General features: G+C 68.2%; 16 protein-coding genes. 11 read left to right on the top strand and 5 right to left on the bottom strand.

The features are described from left to right. Position 1 precedes the first annotated feature (1 nt). Genes OOT46_RS14440 through OOT46_RS14430 form a run of 3 tightly spaced genes read right to left on the bottom strand, consistent with a single transcriptional unit; the run spans position 2 to position 3,472 of the window. On the bottom strand, positions 2–1,129 hold the full coding sequence (locus OOT46_RS14440) for a class I SAM-dependent methyltransferase (RefSeq protein WP_265404312.1): 1,128 nt from the start codon (positions 1,127–1,129) through the stop codon (positions 2–4). Next, positions 1,126–2,220, bottom strand: a complete 1,095-nt coding sequence (locus tag OOT46_RS14435; protein ID WP_265404311.1) for a M14 family metallopeptidase — start codon at positions 2,218–2,220, stop codon at positions 1,126–1,128. The genes OOT46_RS14440 and OOT46_RS14435 overlap by 4 nt, the downstream gene beginning before the upstream one ends. 58 nt (positions 2,221–2,278) lie before the next feature. Next, positions 2,279–3,472 (bottom strand): M20 aminoacylase family protein, encoded by a 1,194-nt coding sequence (locus tag OOT46_RS14430; protein ID WP_265404310.1) that lies wholly within the window; start codon positions 3,470–3,472, stop codon positions 2,279–2,281. Positions 3,473–3,659: 187 nt separating this feature from the next. Here OOT46_RS14430 and OOT46_RS14425 point away from each other — a divergent pair, with 187 nt between their 5' ends. From OOT46_RS14425 to OOT46_RS14415, 3 genes are read left to right on the top strand one after another with little or no spacing between them, the layout of a single operon-like run. Then, the gene (locus tag OOT46_RS14425; RefSeq protein ID WP_265404309.1) at positions 3,660–5,726 is read left to right on the top strand and encodes a molybdopterin-containing oxidoreductase family protein; all 2,067 of its coding nucleotides are present in this window, start codon (positions 3,660–3,662) and stop codon (positions 5,724–5,726) included. Continuing rightward, on the top strand, positions 5,723–6,808 hold the full coding sequence (locus OOT46_RS14420; RefSeq protein WP_416136194.1) for an aminopeptidase: 1,086 nt from the start codon (positions 5,723–5,725) through the stop codon (positions 6,806–6,808). The genes OOT46_RS14425 and OOT46_RS14420 overlap by 4 nt, the downstream gene beginning before the upstream one ends. Further along, a complete protein-coding gene (locus tag OOT46_RS14415) occupies positions 6,805–7,140 on the top strand; it encodes a polyhydroxyalkanoic acid system family protein (protein ID WP_265404308.1) in 336 nt (111 codons plus the stop codon). Before OOT46_RS14420 ends, OOT46_RS14415 begins: the two co-directional genes overlap by 4 nt. Positions 7,141–7,150: 10 nt before the next feature. Here the strand turns inward: OOT46_RS14415 and OOT46_RS14410 are convergent, their stop codons facing one another. Continuing rightward, complete coding sequence (locus tag OOT46_RS14410) at positions 7,151–7,405, bottom strand: acyl-CoA-binding protein (RefSeq protein WP_265404307.1); 255 nt, start codon at positions 7,403–7,405, stop codon at positions 7,151–7,153. A gap of 112 nt (positions 7,406–7,517) precedes the next feature. On the opposite strand from OOT46_RS14410, the gene OOT46_RS14405 reads away from it, so the two are divergent. From OOT46_RS14405 to OOT46_RS14370, 8 genes are all read left to right on the top strand, one after another. Continuing rightward, positions 7,518–8,441: a LysR substrate-binding domain-containing protein gene (locus tag OOT46_RS14405; RefSeq protein WP_265404306.1), complete on the top strand. Its 924-nt coding sequence runs from the start codon at positions 7,518–7,520 to the stop codon at positions 8,439–8,441. A gap of 108 nt (positions 8,442–8,549) precedes the next feature. Beyond that, positions 8,550–10,790 carry a hypothetical protein gene (locus tag OOT46_RS14400; protein WP_265404305.1) on the top strand — a complete coding sequence of 747 codons (2,241 nt, stop codon included), beginning with the start codon at positions 8,550–8,552 and terminating at the stop codon, positions 10,788–10,790. Between the two features lie 493 nt (positions 10,791–11,283). Then, on the top strand, positions 11,284–12,192 hold the full coding sequence (locus OOT46_RS14395) for an amino acid ABC transporter substrate-binding protein (RefSeq protein WP_265404304.1): 909 nt from the start codon (positions 11,284–11,286) through the stop codon (positions 12,190–12,192). Between the two features lie 117 nt (positions 12,193–12,309). Then, positions 12,310–13,203 carry an amino acid ABC transporter substrate-binding protein gene (locus OOT46_RS14390; RefSeq protein ID WP_265404303.1) on the top strand — a complete coding sequence of 298 codons (894 nt, stop codon included), beginning with the start codon at positions 12,310–12,312 and terminating at the stop codon, positions 13,201–13,203. Between the two features lie 126 nt (positions 13,204–13,329). After that, positions 13,330–14,034, top strand: coding sequence for an amino acid ABC transporter permease (locus tag OOT46_RS14385; RefSeq protein ID WP_416136198.1), 705 nt, complete (start codon positions 13,330–13,332; stop codon positions 14,032–14,034). Then, positions 14,034–14,699, top strand: coding sequence for an amino acid ABC transporter permease (locus tag OOT46_RS14380; RefSeq protein ID WP_265404301.1), 666 nt, complete (start codon positions 14,034–14,036; stop codon positions 14,697–14,699). Before OOT46_RS14385 ends, OOT46_RS14380 begins: the two co-directional genes overlap by 1 nt. A gap of 48 nt (positions 14,700–14,747) precedes the next feature. Further along, positions 14,748–15,482 (top strand): amino acid ABC transporter ATP-binding protein, encoded by a 735-nt coding sequence (locus OOT46_RS14375; RefSeq protein WP_265404407.1) that lies wholly within the window; start codon positions 14,748–14,750, stop codon positions 15,480–15,482. A 377-nt stretch (positions 15,483–15,859) separates the two neighbouring features. Then, a complete protein-coding gene (locus tag OOT46_RS14370; protein ID WP_265404300.1) occupies positions 15,860–16,621 on the top strand; it encodes an FkbM family methyltransferase in 762 nt (253 codons plus the stop codon). Between the two features lie 40 nt (positions 16,622–16,661). On the opposite strand, the gene OOT46_RS14365 is transcribed toward OOT46_RS14370, so the two are convergent. Continuing rightward, positions 16,662–17,441 (bottom strand): IclR family transcriptional regulator domain-containing protein, encoded by a 780-nt coding sequence (locus OOT46_RS14365; protein ID WP_265404299.1) that lies wholly within the window; start codon positions 17,439–17,441, stop codon positions 16,662–16,664. Positions 17,442–17,489 lie beyond the last annotated feature (48 nt).

Here is a 17,489-nt window from a genome sequence, read left to right as displayed (position 1 = left end):
TTCAGCGCGGCGCCAGCCGCCACAACGAGGTGATTTCGCGGGAACGCGCCTGGTGCAGCGGGTCGTCCGGATCGCTGGCCTTGGGATGCCGGGGCCGCACATCGAGCCGCCCCAGCACGTCGAGCCCGGCCGCCTCGATCCAGCCCAGCAAGGTCTCGCGCGGGCGCAGCCCCAGGTGTTCGGCCAGATCGGACAGCACCAGCCAGCCTTCGCCGCCGGTTTCGAGGTGGGCTGCGAGGCCGCCGAGGAAACCCCTCAGCATGCGGCTGTCCGGGTCGTAGACCGCATGCTCCAGGGCCGAGCTGGGCCGTGCCGGCACCCAGGGTGGGTTGCAGACGACCAGCGAGGCGCGCCCTTCGGGGAACAGGTCGGCCTGCACCACCTCCACCCGCGAACCCAGGTCCAGGCGCTGCAGGTTGTCGCGCGCACAGGCCAGTGCGCGCGCATCCATGTCGGTCGCGACCACCCGCGCGATGCCGCGGCGCGCGAGCACCGCGCTCAGCACACCGGTGCCGGTGCCGATGTCGAAGGCGCAGCGTGTGCCGGACGGCAGCGGCGCCTTTGCGACCAGGTCCACGTATTCGCCGCGCACCGGCGAGAACACGCCATAGTGGGCATGGATGCGGCTGCCCAGCGCCGGGATCTCGACACCTTTCTTGCGCCACTCGTGGGCGCCGATCAAACCCAGCAGCTCGCGCAGCGAGGCCACGTAGGGCTCGCTCGCCTCGCCGTAGGCTTCGGTGCAGGCACGCTCCACATCCGGCGCCCGGCGCAAGGGAATGCGGTGCCCGGGATCGAAGGGGATCAGCAGCATGCCCAGCGTGCGGGCCCGCTGCCCCTGGGCCTGGCGATGCAGGTTGAAGGCGTCGGCCGGCGTGCCGGCCTTCTTGCGCGGCTTGCGGTCGATGCGCCGTGCCATCGCCTGCAGCAGCTGGCGCGCGTTCTGGAAGTCACCGCGCCACAGCAGCCCGGTGCCTTCACTGGCGAGGCGCCAGGCCTGGTCGGCCGGGGTGCGGTCATCCACCACCTGTACCCGGCGCGGCGGCGGCACGCCTGCTTCGCAGCGCCAACGCACGCTGTGCGTCGCCTCGCCATCGCTCCACGAGATGATCGCGACCGGCTCGTTCATGCGCTCCGCCCCAAGCCGTCCAGTGCCTGCAGCGCCGCCTCGCGCGCCTGCGCCACGAGCTGCGCCTTCCAGTCGTCGGCCTCGACATAAAAGGCCTCGCGCAGCTGCTGCTTGATCGCGCGCGCCTGTTCGGGCGGCGCCTCCGGGTGGTTCTCCAGCCACTGCTCGGCGCGCAGCGCGTCGAACACCTCGCGCACCGACCGCGTGCCGAATTCGAGCGCGATGCCGGTGTAGCGGATCTCGGGCTTGGCCTCGAAGACCACCGGCCAGAGTGTGCCGGTCAGCCGGGCTGAGCTCGAGCTGCCTTCCTCGACGCAGGTCACCGCCGCGCCCCACCAGTCGCGCGCCCGTGCCAGATCGGCCGGCACATAGCCGGAGGCGAAGATGCGTTCGCCGTGGCCGCGCGGGCCCAGCCCGGTGTGCAGGTCGATCCAGGCGAGCTGCACCGCGTGCCGCAGGTGCTCCTGGAGCACCCGGCGCAGCGTGAGATTGCTCCAGGTCGGGTTGCGGCCGCCATAGTAGAGGCCGTCCTCGTGCGTGTGTTGCCCCTGCGAAACGGCGGCCTGGAAGGCCGCCATGCCGTGCTCGGCCAGGTAGGCCTCGATGGCCTGCTCGACCTCGGGCGGCGGGGGCCAGCTGCGCGGCAGCAGCAGGGCGTGCAGCGCCTCGTAGGCGGGGTTGGCCGGCAGCGGTTGCGAGAAGTCGTGGAAGTTGCGGTTCAGGTCCACGTTCTCCTGCGTGACGCGGCGCCACCAGGAAAAGCCGTAGGGGTTGAGCGCGTGGAGGTAGAGCACCGCGACGCCGCTGTCCCGCACCGCCTGGTGCCAGTCGGCATCGCGCAGCAGCGCGACCTGGATGCCCGAGCCGGCATAACCCTCGATGCCGTGGCAGCCGCTGCTGAGCAGGAGCACCCGCTCGGCGGTGCGCGGCCCCTGGCGGCACACGTCCATCGCCAGGGTCTCGCCGTCGCGGCCGAGCAGCGGGTGGATCTGGTGCTCGACGTCCAGCCCCGCGGCCTCGCAGGCTTGCAGGAACTTGTGCCTGGCCTCGCCATAAGTCTGGGAGTAGGCGTCGCGGAGGTTCAGGGCCATCGGGAAACCTCCGTGCTGCGCACTGCGGTGCGAGCCCCTTCGGGCGGCCGGGCAGAACTCATCGCGCGGTGTTGAGCCACATCTCGGCCAGACGCACCCACAGCGTCGCGCCCAGCGGCAGCAGGTCGTCGTTGAAGTCGTAGCTGGGGTTGTGCAGCATGCAGGGCCCCATGCCGTGGCCGCCCTCGCGGTGCGAGCCGTCGCCGTTGCCGATCAGGAAGTAGGCGCCGGGCTTCTCGAGCAGGAAGTAGCTGAAGTCCTCGGCGCCCATGGTCGGCTCGAACTCCTGCACATTGCCGGCACCCACGAGGTCGGCCATCACGCCGCGGACGAACTCGGTCTCCGCCGGGTGGTTGATGGTGGGCGGGTAGTTGCGCGAGAACTCGAACTCGCATTCGCAGCCGAAGGCCGCGGCGGTGTGCCGCGCGATCTCCTGCATGCGCTGCTCGATCAGGTCCAGCACCTCCAGCGTGAAGGTGCGCACGGTGCCCTGGATCTCGCAGCTCTCGGGCACCACGTTGGTGGCCTCGCCGGTGTGGATCATCGTGACCGAGATCACGCCAGCGTCGATGGGCCGCTTGTTGCGCGTGATGATGGTCTGGAAGGCCTGGACCATCTGGCAGGCCACCGGGACGGGGTCGATGCCGTTGTGCGGCATCGCGGCGTGCGCCCCCTTGCCGCGGATCACGATCTTGAACTCGTTGCTGGAGGCGAAACAGGGCCCGTTCTTGATCGCGAACTGGCCTACCGCCATGCCTGGCCAGTTGTGCATGCCGAACACCGCCTCCATCGGGAAACGGTCGAACAGGCCCTCGCGGATCATCTCGCGGGCGCCGCCGCCGCCCTCCTCGGCGGGCTGGAAGATAAGGTAGACCGTGCCGTCGAAGTTGCGGTGTTTCGCGAGGTGGCGGGCCGCGCCGAGCAGCATCGCGGTGTGGCCGTCGTGGCCGCAGGCGTGCATCTTGCCGGCATGCTTGCTCGCATGCGCGAAGGTGTTGTGCTCGGTCATCGGCAGCGCGTCGATGTCGGCGCGCAAACCGACCGCGCGCGGCGAATTGCCATTCTTGACGATGCCGACCACGCCGGTCTTGGCCAGACCGCGGTGCACCGGGATGCCCCAGTCGCCCAGTGTGCGGGCGATGAGCTCCGAGGTGCGCTGCTCTTCGAAGCACAGCTCCGGGTGGGCATGGATGTCGCGGCGCAAGGCGGCGACCTCGGCGCTTTCGGCCAGGATGGATTCGATCAGCTGCATCGGGGAGAACTCCAGACGTACTGCCACGCGGCGGGGGGTGCCGGCGGTGGCAGGGATCGGACCAGTTTAGCCCTGTCGCGTGAAACTCGCGCAAGTTCACAGTAAAAGCTTCGGCTCCCCTGCATGAGGCGCCGAGGCGTGGAAAAATCGGGGTCGCCCACCGTCCGTCCACCGCGGAGTCGCCCCGATGCACCCAGCTGCCGCCCCCGAGACCGTTGCCCCGGTCACCACCCGCACGGTCCGTGCCGCCTGTCCGCACGACTGCCCCGACACCTGCGCCATCCGCGTCACCGTCGAGGACGGCCGTGCCGTCAAGGTGCAAGGCGATCCCGACCACCCGCCCACCCACGGCGCGCTGTGCCAGAAGGTGTCGCGCTATCCCGAGCGCACCTACCACCCCGAGCGCCTGTTGCAGCCGCTCCGGCGCGTGGGGCCCAAGGGCAGCGGCCGTTACGAGCCGGTCGGCTGGGATGAGGCGCTGGACGACATCGCCGCGCGCCTGTCGGCCATCGCCGAGCGTTCGCCCGAGGCCATCGTGCCTTACAGCTACGCCGGCACCATGGGCCTGGTGCAGGGCGAAAGCATCGCAGCGCGCTTTTTCAACACGCTCGGTGCCTCGCGCCTGGACCGCACCATCTGCGCCAGTGCCGGCGGCGAGGCGCTGGCGGCGACCTATGGCGCCAAGGTCGGCATGCACCTGGAGCATTTCGCCGAAAGCCGGCTCATCCTGATCTGGGGCAGCAATTCGATCGCCTCCAACCTGCACTTCTGGACCCTGGCCCAGCAGGCCAAGCGCAACGGCGCCAAGCTGGTGTGCATCGACCCGCGCAAGACCGAGACAGCCGACAAGTGCCACCAGCACATCGCCCTGCTGCCCGGCACCGACGGCGCGCTGGCGCTGGGCCTGATGCACGAGCTGGTCGTCAACGACTGGCTGGACCACGACTACATCGAGCGCCACACCTCCGGCTGGCCGGCCCTGCGCGAGCGCGCGCTGGCCTGGACGCCCGAGCGCACCGCCGAGGTATGCGGCATCAGCCCCGAGGAAGTGCGCCAGCTGGCGCGCGACTACGCCACCACGCGGCCGGCGGCGATCCGCCTCAACTACGGCATGCAGCGCGTGCGCGGCGGCGGCAACGCGGTGCGGTTGATCGCGGTGCTGCCCTGCCTGACCGGCGCCTGGCGGCACCGCGCGGGCGGCCTGCTGCTGTCGGCCTCGGGCTGGTTCCCGGTCGATCGCCAGGCGCTGCAGCGGCCCGACCTGCTGCGCGGCCGCCAGCCGCGCACCATCAACATGAGCACGATAGGCGACGACCTGCTGCGCGAGGCCGGGCCCGGGTTCGGCCCGCGCATCGAGGCGCTGATCGTCTACAACAGCAACCCCGTCGCGGTGGCGCCCGAGTCGGCCAAGGTCGTGCGGGGTTTCCAGCGCGAGGACCTGTTCACGGTGGTGCTGGAGCACTTCATGACCGACACGGCGGACCTGGCCGACTACGTGTTGCCCGCCACCACCCAGCTGGAGCACCTGGACGTGCACACCAGCTATGGCCACACCTATGCGCTGATCAACGAGCCGGCCGTCGCGCCGCTCGGCCACGCGCGGTCCAACACGCAGATCTTCCGCGAGCTGGCCGCGCGCATGGGGCTGCGCGAACCGTGCCTGCAGGACAGCGACGAGGCCGTCGCCGCGGCGGCCTTCAGCCGCGACGTCGACTTCCAGGCCCTCAGGCAGCAGCACTGGATCAAGCTGCCGCTGCCCGAGGCGCCCTTCGCCGAGGGCGGCTTCCCGACCGCTTCCGGCCGCTGCGAAATCGCCGCCGGCGGACTGCCCGACCATGTGCCCAACCACGAGTCGGCCACCACGGCGCCGGAGCTGGCACGTCGCTACCCGCTGGCGATGATCTCGCCGCCGGCGCGCAACTTCCTCAACTCCACCTTCGTGAACGTCAAGAGCCTGCGCGACATCGAGGGCGAGCCGCTGGTCGAGATGCACCCGGACGACGCGGCCGCGCGCGGCATCGCCGACGGCCAGCTGGTGCGCGTCTTCAACGACCGCGGCGAGCACCGCTGCACCGCGCGCATCTCGGGCCGCGCGCGTCCCGGCGTGGTCAACGGCCTGGGCGTGTGGTGGCGCAAGTTCGGCATCGACGGCACCAACGTCAACCAGCTCACGCACCAGCGACTGACCGATATCGGCCGGGCGCCGTGCTTCTACGACGTGCTCGTGGAGGTGCGAGCGGAGAAGGCCGCGTGACGCGGGTGACACGCTGGCTCGCGGGCGCAGGCACCGCCGCGGTGCTCGCGCTGCTGGGGCTGGGCCTGGCCGGCTGCGGCACGGTGGGCTATTACGCCCAGTCGGTGCGCGGGCAGCTCTCGATGCTCCAGGATGCCCGGCCGGTGCCCGAGTGGCTGGCCGAGAGCGGGACGCCAGGGCCGCTGCGCGAGCGGCTGGCCCTGTCGCAGCGCATCCGCGACTTCGCGGTCACCGAGCTGCACCTGCCCGACAACAACAGCTACCGCCGCTATGCGGACTTGAAGCGCCCGGCCGCGGTATGGAACGTGGTGGCCGCGCCGGAGCTGAGCCTGCAGCTCAAGACCTGGTGTTTCCCGGTGGTCGGCTGCGTCGGCTACCGCGGCTATTTCGACAAGGCCGAGGCCGAGCGGCTCGCCGCCAGCCTGCGCGAGGAGGGCTACGAGGTGGCCGTCTACGGCGTGCCCGCCTATTCGACCTTGGGCTGGTTCGATGACCCGCTGCTCAACACCTTCATCCATTATCCGGAAGGCGAGCTGGCGCGCCTGATCTTCCACGAGCTGGCCCACCAGGTGGCCTATGCCAAGGGCGACACCACCTTCAACGAGTCCTTCGCGACAGCGGTCGAACGCCTGGGCGGGCAGCGCTGGCTGCACGAGCGCGCCGACGCCGCCGCGCGCGAGGAGTACCAGCGCTTCGACGGGCGACGCCAGGATTTCCGTGCCTTCACGCTGAGCTGGCGGGACCGGCTGGACGCGCTCTACCGCACCCGGCTGGCCCCGGCCGAGCTGCGCGAGCGCAAGGCGGCGCTGTTCGCGGAGATGCGCGCCGAGTACGAAACGATGAAGGCCACCCGCTGGGGTGGCTGGGCCGGCTACGACGGCTGGTTCGCGCGGGCCAACAACGCCTCGCTGGGCGTGCTGGCCGCCTACAACGAACTGGTGCCCGGCTTCGAGCGGCTGTTCGAAGCCCAGGGCCGCGATTTCCGGCGTTTTTATGCCGAGGTGCAGCGGCTCGCCGAAGCGCCTCGGGAAGAGCGCCGCCGCGTGCTCGCCGACCCCCACGAGGAAGGACGCATTCCGTGAACGACACCATCCGCATCGAGCGCCCGCACGCGCTCGGCCTGGCCAAGGCCCGCGAGCTGGCCGCCAAGTGGGCCGAGGACGCCGAGGAACAGTACGGCATGGCCTGCCGCATCGATGAGGGCGAGCACGGCGACGTGCTGCACTTCAGCCGCGCCGGCATGCGCGGGACGCTTGCGGTCGAGGCGGGCCGCCTGGCGCTGGAGGCCCGCCTGGGAATCCTGCTGGCGGGTCTCCGCTCACGCATCCAGTCCGAAGCCGAGAAGCAGCTGGACAAGCTGCTGCGTCTGGAGAGCCGCGCGGCGTCCGAACGCAAGGCCGGCGGGGGCGGCTGAGGCCGCTGCCTTACTTCAGCGATTCGATCAGGTCGATGTAGTCCTGCATGGCCTGCTCCTGGCTGCGGCCCTTGAGCTGGTTCCAGGCGTCCCACTTCGCGCGTCCGACGAAGTCGGTCATGCCGGGGCGGTCGCCCTCGACATCGCCGCTGCTGGCCTGCTTGAAGAGCGCGTAGATCTTCAGCAGCGTCATGTTGTCGGGCTTCTCGGGCAGCGACTTGGATTCGGTGACGGCTTGCTCGAAGCGGGCTTTCAGGTCGGACATCTCGGAAAACTCCTGGCTGGATGGAAGGGGTGAAAGCTGCGCATCCTAGTGCAAAGGCATCCGCATTAGCCCTCGGTTCGTGTCAGTCGGTGCATCGCTACACTGCGCGGTCGTGGAAACCAAGTGGCTAGAAGATTTCGTCAGCCTGGCAGAGACGCGCAGCTTCTCGCGTTCGGCGCAGTTGCGCCATGTCACGCAGCCGGCCTTCTCGCGCCGCATTCAGGCGCTGGAAGGATGGGTGGGCATCGACCTGGTCGACCGCTCTTCGTATCCGACGCGATTGACACCGGCCGGTGAGACCTTCCTCGCGCAGGCGCTGGAGATCCTCGGCACCCTGCAGGCGACGCGCAACATGATGCGCGGCCACCGCTCGGCGGGCCAGGACATGATCGAGTTCGCGGTTCCGCACACGCTGGCCTTCAGCTTTTTCCCCCACTGGGTGATGAGCCTGCGCAAGAGCTTCGGCGCCGTCAAGAGCCGGCTCATCGCGCTCAATGTCCACGATGCCGTGATGCGCATGGCCGAGGGCGGCTGCGACCTGCTGATCGCCTACCACCATGCCTCGCAGCCCTTGCAGCTCAACCCCGACCGCTACGAGATGCTGAGCCTGGGCCAGGAAACCCTGGCCCCTTATGCCAAGGCCGGGCCCGATGGCCAGCCGCTGTTCCGGGTGCCGGGCCGTCCCAGCGAGCGGGTGCCCTTCCTCAGCTATGCCTCGGGCGCCTACCTGGGCCGGCTGGTGGACCTGATCATCAAGCGCTCGCCGGTGCCGCTCAACCTCGACGCGATCTATGAGACCGACATGGCCGAGGGCCTCAAGGCGATGGCACTGGAAGGCCATGGCCTGGCCTTCCTGCCGGCCAGCTCCGTGAAGAAGGAACTGCGCGCCAAGCGGCTGGTGCTCGCGGCGCCGGCCGGCTCGCACGAGGTGACGATGGACGTGCGCATCTACCGCGAGCGGCCCGAGGTCGCCAAGCATGTGCGCCACGGCGTGCAGTCGCTGTGGGACTACCTGCGCGAAACACGTCACGCTTGACGTCGCGCAGACGGCCCCGCCCGGCGCAGCGCTGCCCATAATCCCGCCACGGCATCGGCCGTCTTCCGGCATCACACTGGAGGGGCACATGCCCCGGAGAGGGTCACCATGGGCTGGGCAGCGCTACTCGCGGCCATCCTGATCGCCTGCGCGCTCACGCCGTGGGTGCAGTGGGTGCGTGCGCTGGCGGCGCTGCGGCTGCCTTCCCGCATCGAGCGCCGCCCGGGACCATCGCGCCTGCAGGCCACGGTGCAGGCTTGCCTGCAGCCCTATGAGGCCGAACTGTCGTCGCTCGGCTTCGTTCACTCGCATGCGACCCAGTTTCACAGCACGCCGCGAGAACTCGCCCCTTGGCAACCCGTGCAGGTCTGGCGGCACCGGCAGGTCCCGGTCATCGCTGAGCTGATGGCCCCGGTCTCGGCCGCGACGCCCGAACTGGTCCAGCTCACGATGTATGCGGAGGTCGAGGAAGGCCTGATGGTGGCCTCGCTCAAACTGCCGCTCTGGACGGTGCCGCCGAGTCCACGCTGGTGCAAGCCGGCCGGCGACCTGTTCGCCAGCGTCAAGGCGCAATACGAGGCGCAACTCGCGCTGATGCAGGACGAAGGTCTGCCCGACTTCCTGCCTTGGGAAGGGCCCGAAACCATCGAGGCGCGACTGAGCCGCTACGAGCAGCGCCAGCTGGAGGCGTTGATCGAGGCCGGCTGGCTGGTGAGCGAGGGCGAGACGCTGGCGATCGCGATCCGCCGCCTGCCGCTGCTCGCCGCACAGGGGATGCGCAGGTCCGTGCGCCTGCGCTCCGCCTTGAAGCGCCAGGCCGGGGCCAGCACCCCAAGCGCTCGCGCGGCCCGCCTGGAGCAGTGCCTGGCCCTGTTTGTCGCGGGGCGCGCAGGCGCTGCCGTGGCGCAGGTCCCACTCGCGCTGCAATGGGGGCTCTACCTCGCCAGCTGGTTGCCGATCCTGCTGCCGTGCGCGCTGCTGGCGGGGCCGCGCTTCGCGCTGCTGCTGATGCTGGGCGTCGCGGTGCAAGAGGCGGGGCGCTGGGCCTGCCTGCAAAGGCTGGGCTTTCGGCACATCGAGGTGCTGCCGCTGCCCCTGATCGGTGGGGTTCGACTGCCTGAACATACCCGTTCCACCACACGACAGCAGGCCCTGCTGGCTCTGGCGGGGACGCTGCCCGGACTGCTGGCCGGCGTGCTGGTGTGGGCGCTCGCCCCGCCGGCGGGATCGCTGGAGCTGGCCGGTGCGACGTTGCTGCTGCTCAATGCCGCTTGCCTGCTGCCTTTTCAGCCGCTGGACGGTGCGGCCCTGGTCGAGGCCCTGTGGCCGGCGCGGCGGCTGCAGCTCAGGGCGGTGTTCGAAGTCCTTGCCGTGCTGGCTGGACTGGGGGCGTGGGGAGCCGCCGGCTGGTCCCTGGCGGGGCTGCCGCTGGCCGCGCTGTGGGGCCTCAGGGCGCTCGGCTGGCGCCCGCTGTGGCGCCAGCTCCGGTTCGAGCAGCAACACCGGGCCGTCAGCGCGGGTCTGGAGCGCCGCGACGGCCTGGCCCTGGCCCGCCAAGGGTTTCAACTGCTGGAGCGTCTGCTGCCGGCGCGGGCCTCCATGAGCCAGCGCCTGCGCATGATGGACACGCTCGTGTCGCATCTGCGCCGCAAGTCCATGCCGCGCCGGCAGGTCGCGGCCTTCGCGGTTTTGTATGGCCTGTTGCTGCTCGGCGCGCTGGCGTTGGCGCCCGGCGGCTGGCGCAGCATGAGCCGCGCGTTTGCCGACGATCCCGCCTCGGCCGCTGCGGATGCGGCAGCGCGCGCCGAGGCTCGGCTGCAAGACATGGACAGCGCGGCGCTGGCACGGGCGCTCGACCCGCGGCTGGAGGCCAGCGGCGCTGCGGAACTGGCTCTGAGCTCGCTGGCACAGCGCACCGGCCGCCCGCTGCCGGCCGAGGTGCGCGCTTTTTATCTCGCCCGCGACGGGCTCGACAGCGGGCCGGAACTGGTCCTGCTGCCCGCCAGCGAGGTGCAGCCCTTGCGCGACAACAAGCCGCGGCTGCCGGGGCGGCTGGTGGCCGGGCTGCGCGAGCGCTCACCGGGTGCGCCGCTCCGCATCGTGGGCGAATGCAGGCGAGCAGACGAGAAGCCGTGTGAATATCGCGTCGAGGCCGTCGTATCCTGGCTGCAGGTGGGCGAGGTGCACGGCCGCCCGGTGCTGTTGCATCCCCGGCCCGAGGGGGAGGACTGGCGGCTGGTGTCGCTCGACACCGAGGTCGGTTTCCTCGCCGAGGAGCAAGGGCTGCGCGAACTGCTGCAGCGGCGCTGGCGGGAGCGTCGGTCAGTGCCCGCTTCCGCGTCGGACTGAGGCTGCGCGGGGGCTGGTGGGCTCGGTACTAACCCTGATGCATCATGCCGCGCTTGCATAGTTTGCCCTGCAAACAGCATTGGCACCCCGTTTGCCTCGCCCGTACAGTTCGCGGCCAATCGATCTCGACCCTGCAAGCCGCCTGCCCCCGATGAACCGCCCGAGTGTCCGCGCCGCCTACGACGTCCCCGTCGGACCCGGCCCCTGGCTCCGGCGGGCAGCGCCCCCTGACGCGTCACCTGCGCTCGCAACGCGCCCCATTCCGGGGCGGCCACTGCACCGGTCCGTGGCGCGCACGTCAAGGATTTCTGCAACAAATATTCACCGGTTGCCAAATGGGCCCTCGCCAGTCAGGACCCGATGGCAGACACTCCCGCCGCGCGCAACATCACGCGGCGCAATCAGCAGCAGGCGCTACGCGCGCCTGCAAGGCTCGGGCGGCCGGCACACCGGCTTCGACGGGCGATGTGTAGTGGTTGGTGAGGGTAGATCGATGTTGTCCCGTCCTTGGTTGCGTGCTGCCGGCGTCTCGCTGGTGGCCGGCAGTGCCGCCTTGTTCCATGTCACGCCGGCCGAGGCCGGACCGGTGCTCGAGCGCATCCGCGCCAGTGGCACCATCCAACTGGCGCACCGCGACTCCTCGGTGCCGTTCTCCTACCTCGACGGCGACAAGAAGCCGGTTGGCTACGCGCTCGACATCTGCCAGCGGTTGGCCGAGGCGGTGCGCAAGAAGCTCGATCTCAAGTCGCTCAAGCCCCAGTTCGTGCAGGCCACCGCGGCGACCCGGCTGCAGTTGATCGCGGAGGGCAAGGCCGACCTCGAGTGCGGCTCGACGACCAACAACGCCGAGCGGCGCAAGACGGTGGCCTTCACCGTGCCGCACTACATCACCGGTGCGCGCTACATGGTGCGAGCGGACAGCAAGATCGAGGACCTGCCGCAGTTCGAGGGCAAGCGCCTGGTGTCGACCAAGGGCACCACCCCGCTGAAGGCGATCGACTCGGCCAACAAGGAACGGCTCTTGCGTATCACCATCCTCGAGGCGGCCGATCATGCGGCCGCCGCCGAGATGGTGGAGAAGGGCCAGGCCGATGGCTTCGCGATGGACGACGTGCTGCTCTACGGCCTGATCGCCGGACGCTCGGATCCGACCCGGCTGAAGGTAGTGGGAAAGTTCCTGACCATCGAACCGCTCGCCATCATGTTGTCGAAGGACGATCCCGAGTTCAAGAAGATGATCGATGATGAAATGAAGCGACTGATTCAGAGCCGTGAAATCCATTCGATCTACGAACAGTGGTTCCAGCGGCCCATACCGCCCCGCAACACGCCGCTCAACCTGCCGATGAGCTATCTGCTCAAAGACTTCTGGAAATACCCGACAGACCAGGTGCCGTTCTGATGCGAAGCTGACCGCAGGGTTCCGCGGGGACTACGTAGTTCTGCGTAGCTCCAGGTCTCTAGAATCCCACCCTTTCATGACCCCCATCGGGTCCAAGCTCAACCACTAGGAGCCTCTATGAAGAAGCCTCTGCTCGTCCTGGCCGCGGCGCTGCTGGCCGCCGGCGCGGCGCAAGCCGACACGCTGAAGAAGATCAAGGAGACCGGCAAGGTCGTGATGGGAGTGCGTGACTCCTCGGGCGTGCTGTCCTACACGCTGGGCAGCGGCAAGTACGCCGGCTTCCACGTGAACCTCTGCGAGACCATCCTCGAGAACATCCGCAAGGAACAGAAGCTCGACAAGCTCGCCGTGGAATACATCCCGGTGACCTCGCAGAACCGCATCCCGCTGGTGCAGAACGGTACCGTGGACATCGAGTGCGGCTCGACCACCAACAACCAGGCCCGCCAGCAGCAGGTCGGCTTCGCGCTCACCACCTTCGTCACCGAAGTGCGCATGGCCGTCCACGCCAAGTCGGGCATCGACACGATCGCCAAGCTCAACGGCAAGACCGTCGTGACGACCACCGGCACGACCTCGGTGCAGCATCTGCGCAAGCACGAGCGCGGCGCCGGCCTGGACTTCAAGGAGATCTTCGGCAAGGACCACGCCGACTCCTTCCTGATCCTGGAAGCCGGCCGTGCCGATGCCTTCGTGATGGACGACTACATCCTGGCCGGCAACATCGCCAACTCCAAGAACCCGGCCGACTTCAAGGTCGCCGGCGAGGCACTGTCAGTGGAGCCGATCGCCATCATGTTCCGCAAGGACGACCCCGCCTTCAAGAAGGCGGTGGACGACCAGATCCGCGCCATGATGAAAAGCGGCGAGTTCGAGAAGATGTACAAGAAGTGGTTCGAGTCGCCGATTCCCCCGCGCAACACCAACCCCAACGTCCCGATGGGCGCTGCGCTGAAGGCCGCGATCGCGAACCCCAACGACAATCCGATGGAAAGCTACGCCAAGAAGTAAGGCGTGCCAACAGGTGGCCCGCCCGCTCGCGCGGGTGGGTCATTTTTTTGCCGGTTTAGCGTGCTCGTTTGAGCAGTCCGACGGCGTTTCCAGGAGAGGCGCCCGAGGAGGAGGAGAGAGATGGATTTGCAATCCGATTGGCAGATCTTCATGCAGGACCGCGGCGACGGCATCACCTACGTCGACTGGCTGCTGTCTGCCTGGGGTTGGACCTTGGGGGTCGCCGCGTGCGCGTGGATCATCGCACTGGTGGCCGGCTTCGTGATCGGCACCCTGCGCACCGTGCCCAGCAAGCCGCTGCAGTGGTTCAGCAACGCCTGGGTCGAGCTGTTCCGCAATATTCCGCTGCTGGTCCAGATCTTCCTCTGGTACCAGGTGCTGCCCGCGATGTTCCCCTCCCTGCGTGGCGTGTCCACCTTCGTGCTGGTGGTGCTGGCGCTCGGGCTGTTCACCTCGGCGCGTGTCGCCGAGCAGGTGCGTGCCGGCATCCAGTCGCTGCCGCGCGGCCAGTTCATGGCCGGCTCGGCGATCGGCCTGACGCGTACGCAGACCTACCGCTATGTGGTGCTGCCGATGGCCTCGCGCATCGTGCTGCCGCCGATGACCAGCGAAGCGATGAACATCATCAAGAACTCCTCGGTCGCCTTCGCCGCCGGCATCGCCGAGCTGGCGCTGTACGCGCAGCAGGCGGGCGTCGAGCTGTCCAAGGAGATCCAGGTCTACCTGGTGGTCTCGGTGCTCTACGCTGTCTCGGCCTTCGCCGTGAACCGCGTGATGGCCTTCATCGAAAGCCGGGTGCGCGTGCCGGGCTACGTCGGAGGCTCGAAGTGATGAATCTGGACCTGTCCTTCTACAACTGGGACCTGCTGAGCAACTTCGTTCAGAAGGGTTTCCTGTTCAGCCTGCAGCTGACGCTGGTGGCCATGATCGGTGGCATCGTGCTGGGGACCCTGCTGGCGATGATGCGCCTGTCGGGCATCAAGCCGCTGGAGTGGATCGCGACGATCTACGTCAACGGGCTGCGCTCGATCCCGCTGGTGATGGTGATCCTGTGGTTTTTCCTGCTGGTGCCGCTGGCGATCGGCCGGCCCATCGGGGCTGAAGCTTCGGCCTTCGTCACCTTCACGCTGTTCGAGGCGGCCTACTACTCCGAGATCATGCGCGCCGGCATCCAGTCCATTCCGCGCGGGCAGGTGTTCGCCGGCCAGGCCATCGGGCTGAGCTACGGCCAGAACATGCGTTTCGTGATCCTGCCTCAGGCCTTCCGGAACATGCTGCCGGTGCTGCTGACGCAGACCATCATCCTGTTCCAGGACACCTCGCTCGTCTATGTGATCGGCGCCTACGACCTCTTCAAGGGTTTCGAGACGGCCGGCAAGAACCTGGGCCGGCCCATCGAGGCCTACCTGGCGGCCGCCGTGGTCTACTTCATCATCTGCTTCGCGCTGTCCCAGCTGGTCAAGCGCCTGCAGAAGAAAATTGCGATCGTCCGCTGAGCATCGGCTCCGAGCGGCTTTGAATCAGGAGACGACAACATGTCGGCAATGATCGAAATCAAGAACGTCAGCAAGTGGTACGGCTCGTTCCAGGTGCTGACCGACTGCACCACCAGCGTGCAGAAGGGCGAAGTGGTGGTGGTCTGCGGCCCGTCCGGTTCCGGCAAGTCCACCCTCATCAAGACCGTCAACGCTCTGGAGCCCTTCCAGAAGGGCGACATCCTCGTCGAAGGCGTCTCGGTTGGCGACCCCAAGACCAACCTGCCCAAGCTGCGCTCGCGCGTCGGCATGGTGTTCCAGCACTTCGAGCTGTTCCCGCACCTGAGCGTGACCGAAAACCTGACGCTGGCGCAGATCAAGGTGCTCGGCCGCAGCAAGAGCGAAGCGATGAGCAAGGGCCTGAAGTACCTGGAGCGTGTGGGCCTGTCGGCGCACAAGGACAAGTTCCCGGGCCAGCTCTCCGGCGGTCAGCAGCAGCGTGTGGCGATCGCCCGCGCGCTGAGCATGGACCCCATCGTGATGCTGTTCGACGAGCCCACCTCGGCGCTCGACCCCGAGATGGTGGGTGAGGTGCTGGACGTCATGGTGCAGCTGGCCCAGGAAGGCATGACGATGATGTGCGTGACCCACGAGATGGGCTTCGCACGCAAAGTCAGTCACCGCGTGATCTTCATGGACCAGGGCAAGATCATCGAGGACTGCCGCAAGGAGGAGTTTTTCGGCAACCCCGATGCCCGCTCGCCGCGCGCCAAGGACTTCCTGTCCAAGATCCTGCAGCACTGAAGCCGCCAGACATCGTTGTCGAGAACTCGAAGGGCCCGTCCGGGCCCTTGTTCATTTTGGACGGCGGTTTACGCGCAGACGCGCAAAGGCGGCGCCGACCCGCTCGCGGTGCTGTCTTGCGGCGCGCCCGGCCGCGCTGCGCTGCGCGAAACACGACAGGATCGGACTGCCGCGCAGGCGTAGCCACAGTCCTTGGTGCCGGGGCAAAGTGACGCTGCGTGTGATCGCGCCGCCCTCGCCCGGCTTAAAGATCTTGTTGCACTTGCTCTCATATTCGCTTTGGTATGCAGCACTTCAGCGACTAGCTTGAGGTAGCCGGGGCTGGCGGCGCGGTGCCACCAGCGCGACGGGCAGGACCCTTTGCAAAGGCTGTCGCGATGTCTGCACTGAAAACCGCGGTGAGGCGGGTGCTTCCGAAAAGCTCGCTGGCTCACCTGAGAAGCTCACGCAACGCGCTGAAAGCGGGGGTCTTCGGCGACTACCTGCGCACGCTGTCCAACAGTGCGCACAAGCTGCGCCTGGGCAGCGACTATGGCGGTTGGACCGTTCCCGAGAATACCCTGCACGCGGGCGACGTGTGCTACTGCGTGGGCTGTGGGGAGGACATCTCCTTCGACCTGGGACTGATCGAGCGTTTCCAGTGCGAGGTGCACGGTTTCGACCCGACCCCGCGCTCGATCGCCTACGTGAGAGAGTTGACCCGCGGCAACCCGCACTACACCTTCCACGACATCGGCATCTGGAGCAGCGAAGGCGTGTTGGAGTTTTTCGCGCCGCAGGACAGCAACCACGTCTCCTACAGCCTCACCAACCTGCAGCACACGCGGCAGACCATCGAGGTGAAGACCAAGCGGCTCAGGCAGGTCATGGAGGAGAACCACCACGAGCGGCTGGCGCTGCTCAAGATGAACATCGAAGGCGCCGAGATCCCGGTGCTCGAATCGATGCTGGAAGACGGGGTCGAGGTCGACCTGCTGCTGGTCGAGTTCGACGAGTTCCGCTTCCCCACTGACGAGCGCTTGGCCGCTATCCGGGCGATCGTGCGCAAGCTGCAGCGCAACGGCTACGGCATCTTCTGGATCGACAACCAGAACTTCACCTTCGTGCGCCACGGGGCGATCCCGGCTGGGGTGCATTGAGGCGCGCCGCCGCGGCGTCCTGGCGCCAGGCGGCGGTGGGTCAAAGCAGGTTGCGTATCTGCGCCTGGGCCTGCAGCAGCGCCGGCAGGCAGCGCTCTTGCAGGTCGTTGATCGACATGCGCGCGGCATGCACGCTCACATTGAGTGCGGCCACGGTATCGCCACGCAGGTTTTTCAGCGGCACCGACAGCGTTCGCAAGCCCGGCTCCAGTTCCTGGTCGACCGTGGCATAGCCGAGCGATCGGGCGCGGGCGATCTCGATGCGCAAGCGCTCCTTGTTGGTGACCGTGTAAGAGGTCAGCGCATGCAGGGTCTGCTGGTCCAGCCAGGCGTCCACCTTTTCCTGCGGCAGGGCGGCCAGCAACACGCGGCCGTTGGCGGTGCAATAGGCCGGCACCCGGGTGCCCGGCTGCAGGGTGGCCGAGACGATGCGTCCCGCCGTGGTGGCCGCGACGCAGAGCACGTCGCTCGCGTCCAGCACGCCGGCCGACGAGGCTTCCTGCAAGGTGTGCGCGAGCTTGTGCAACTGCGGATGCACGATGCGCGGCAGGCGGGCCGAGTGCATGTAGGACTGACCCAGCCGCAGCACCTTGGGCGCCAGCGAGAACATGCGGCCGTCGTAGGACACATAACCCAGCTGGGTGAGCGTCAGCAGATAGCGCCGCGCGGCCGCCCGGGTCAGGCCCGTGCGCTGCGCCACCTCCGTCATCGACAGGCGCGACTGTTGCTGGTCGAAGGCCTCGATCACTGCCAGCCCCTTCTCCAGTCCGGCAATGAAATCGCGCTTCTGGATCGTGAACGCCGTGTCTTGAGAATCCATTCTTGCCACCCACCCATCCTTCTGCCTTGCGCGCGCTCTTCGCACTGA

Source organism: Aquabacterium sp. A7-Y (genome assembly GCF_026153205.1).
Taxonomy (GTDB): Bacteria; Pseudomonadota; Gammaproteobacteria; order Burkholderiales; family Burkholderiaceae_C; genus Caldimonas.
This window is presented reverse-complemented; position numbering and strand designations above follow the sequence as displayed.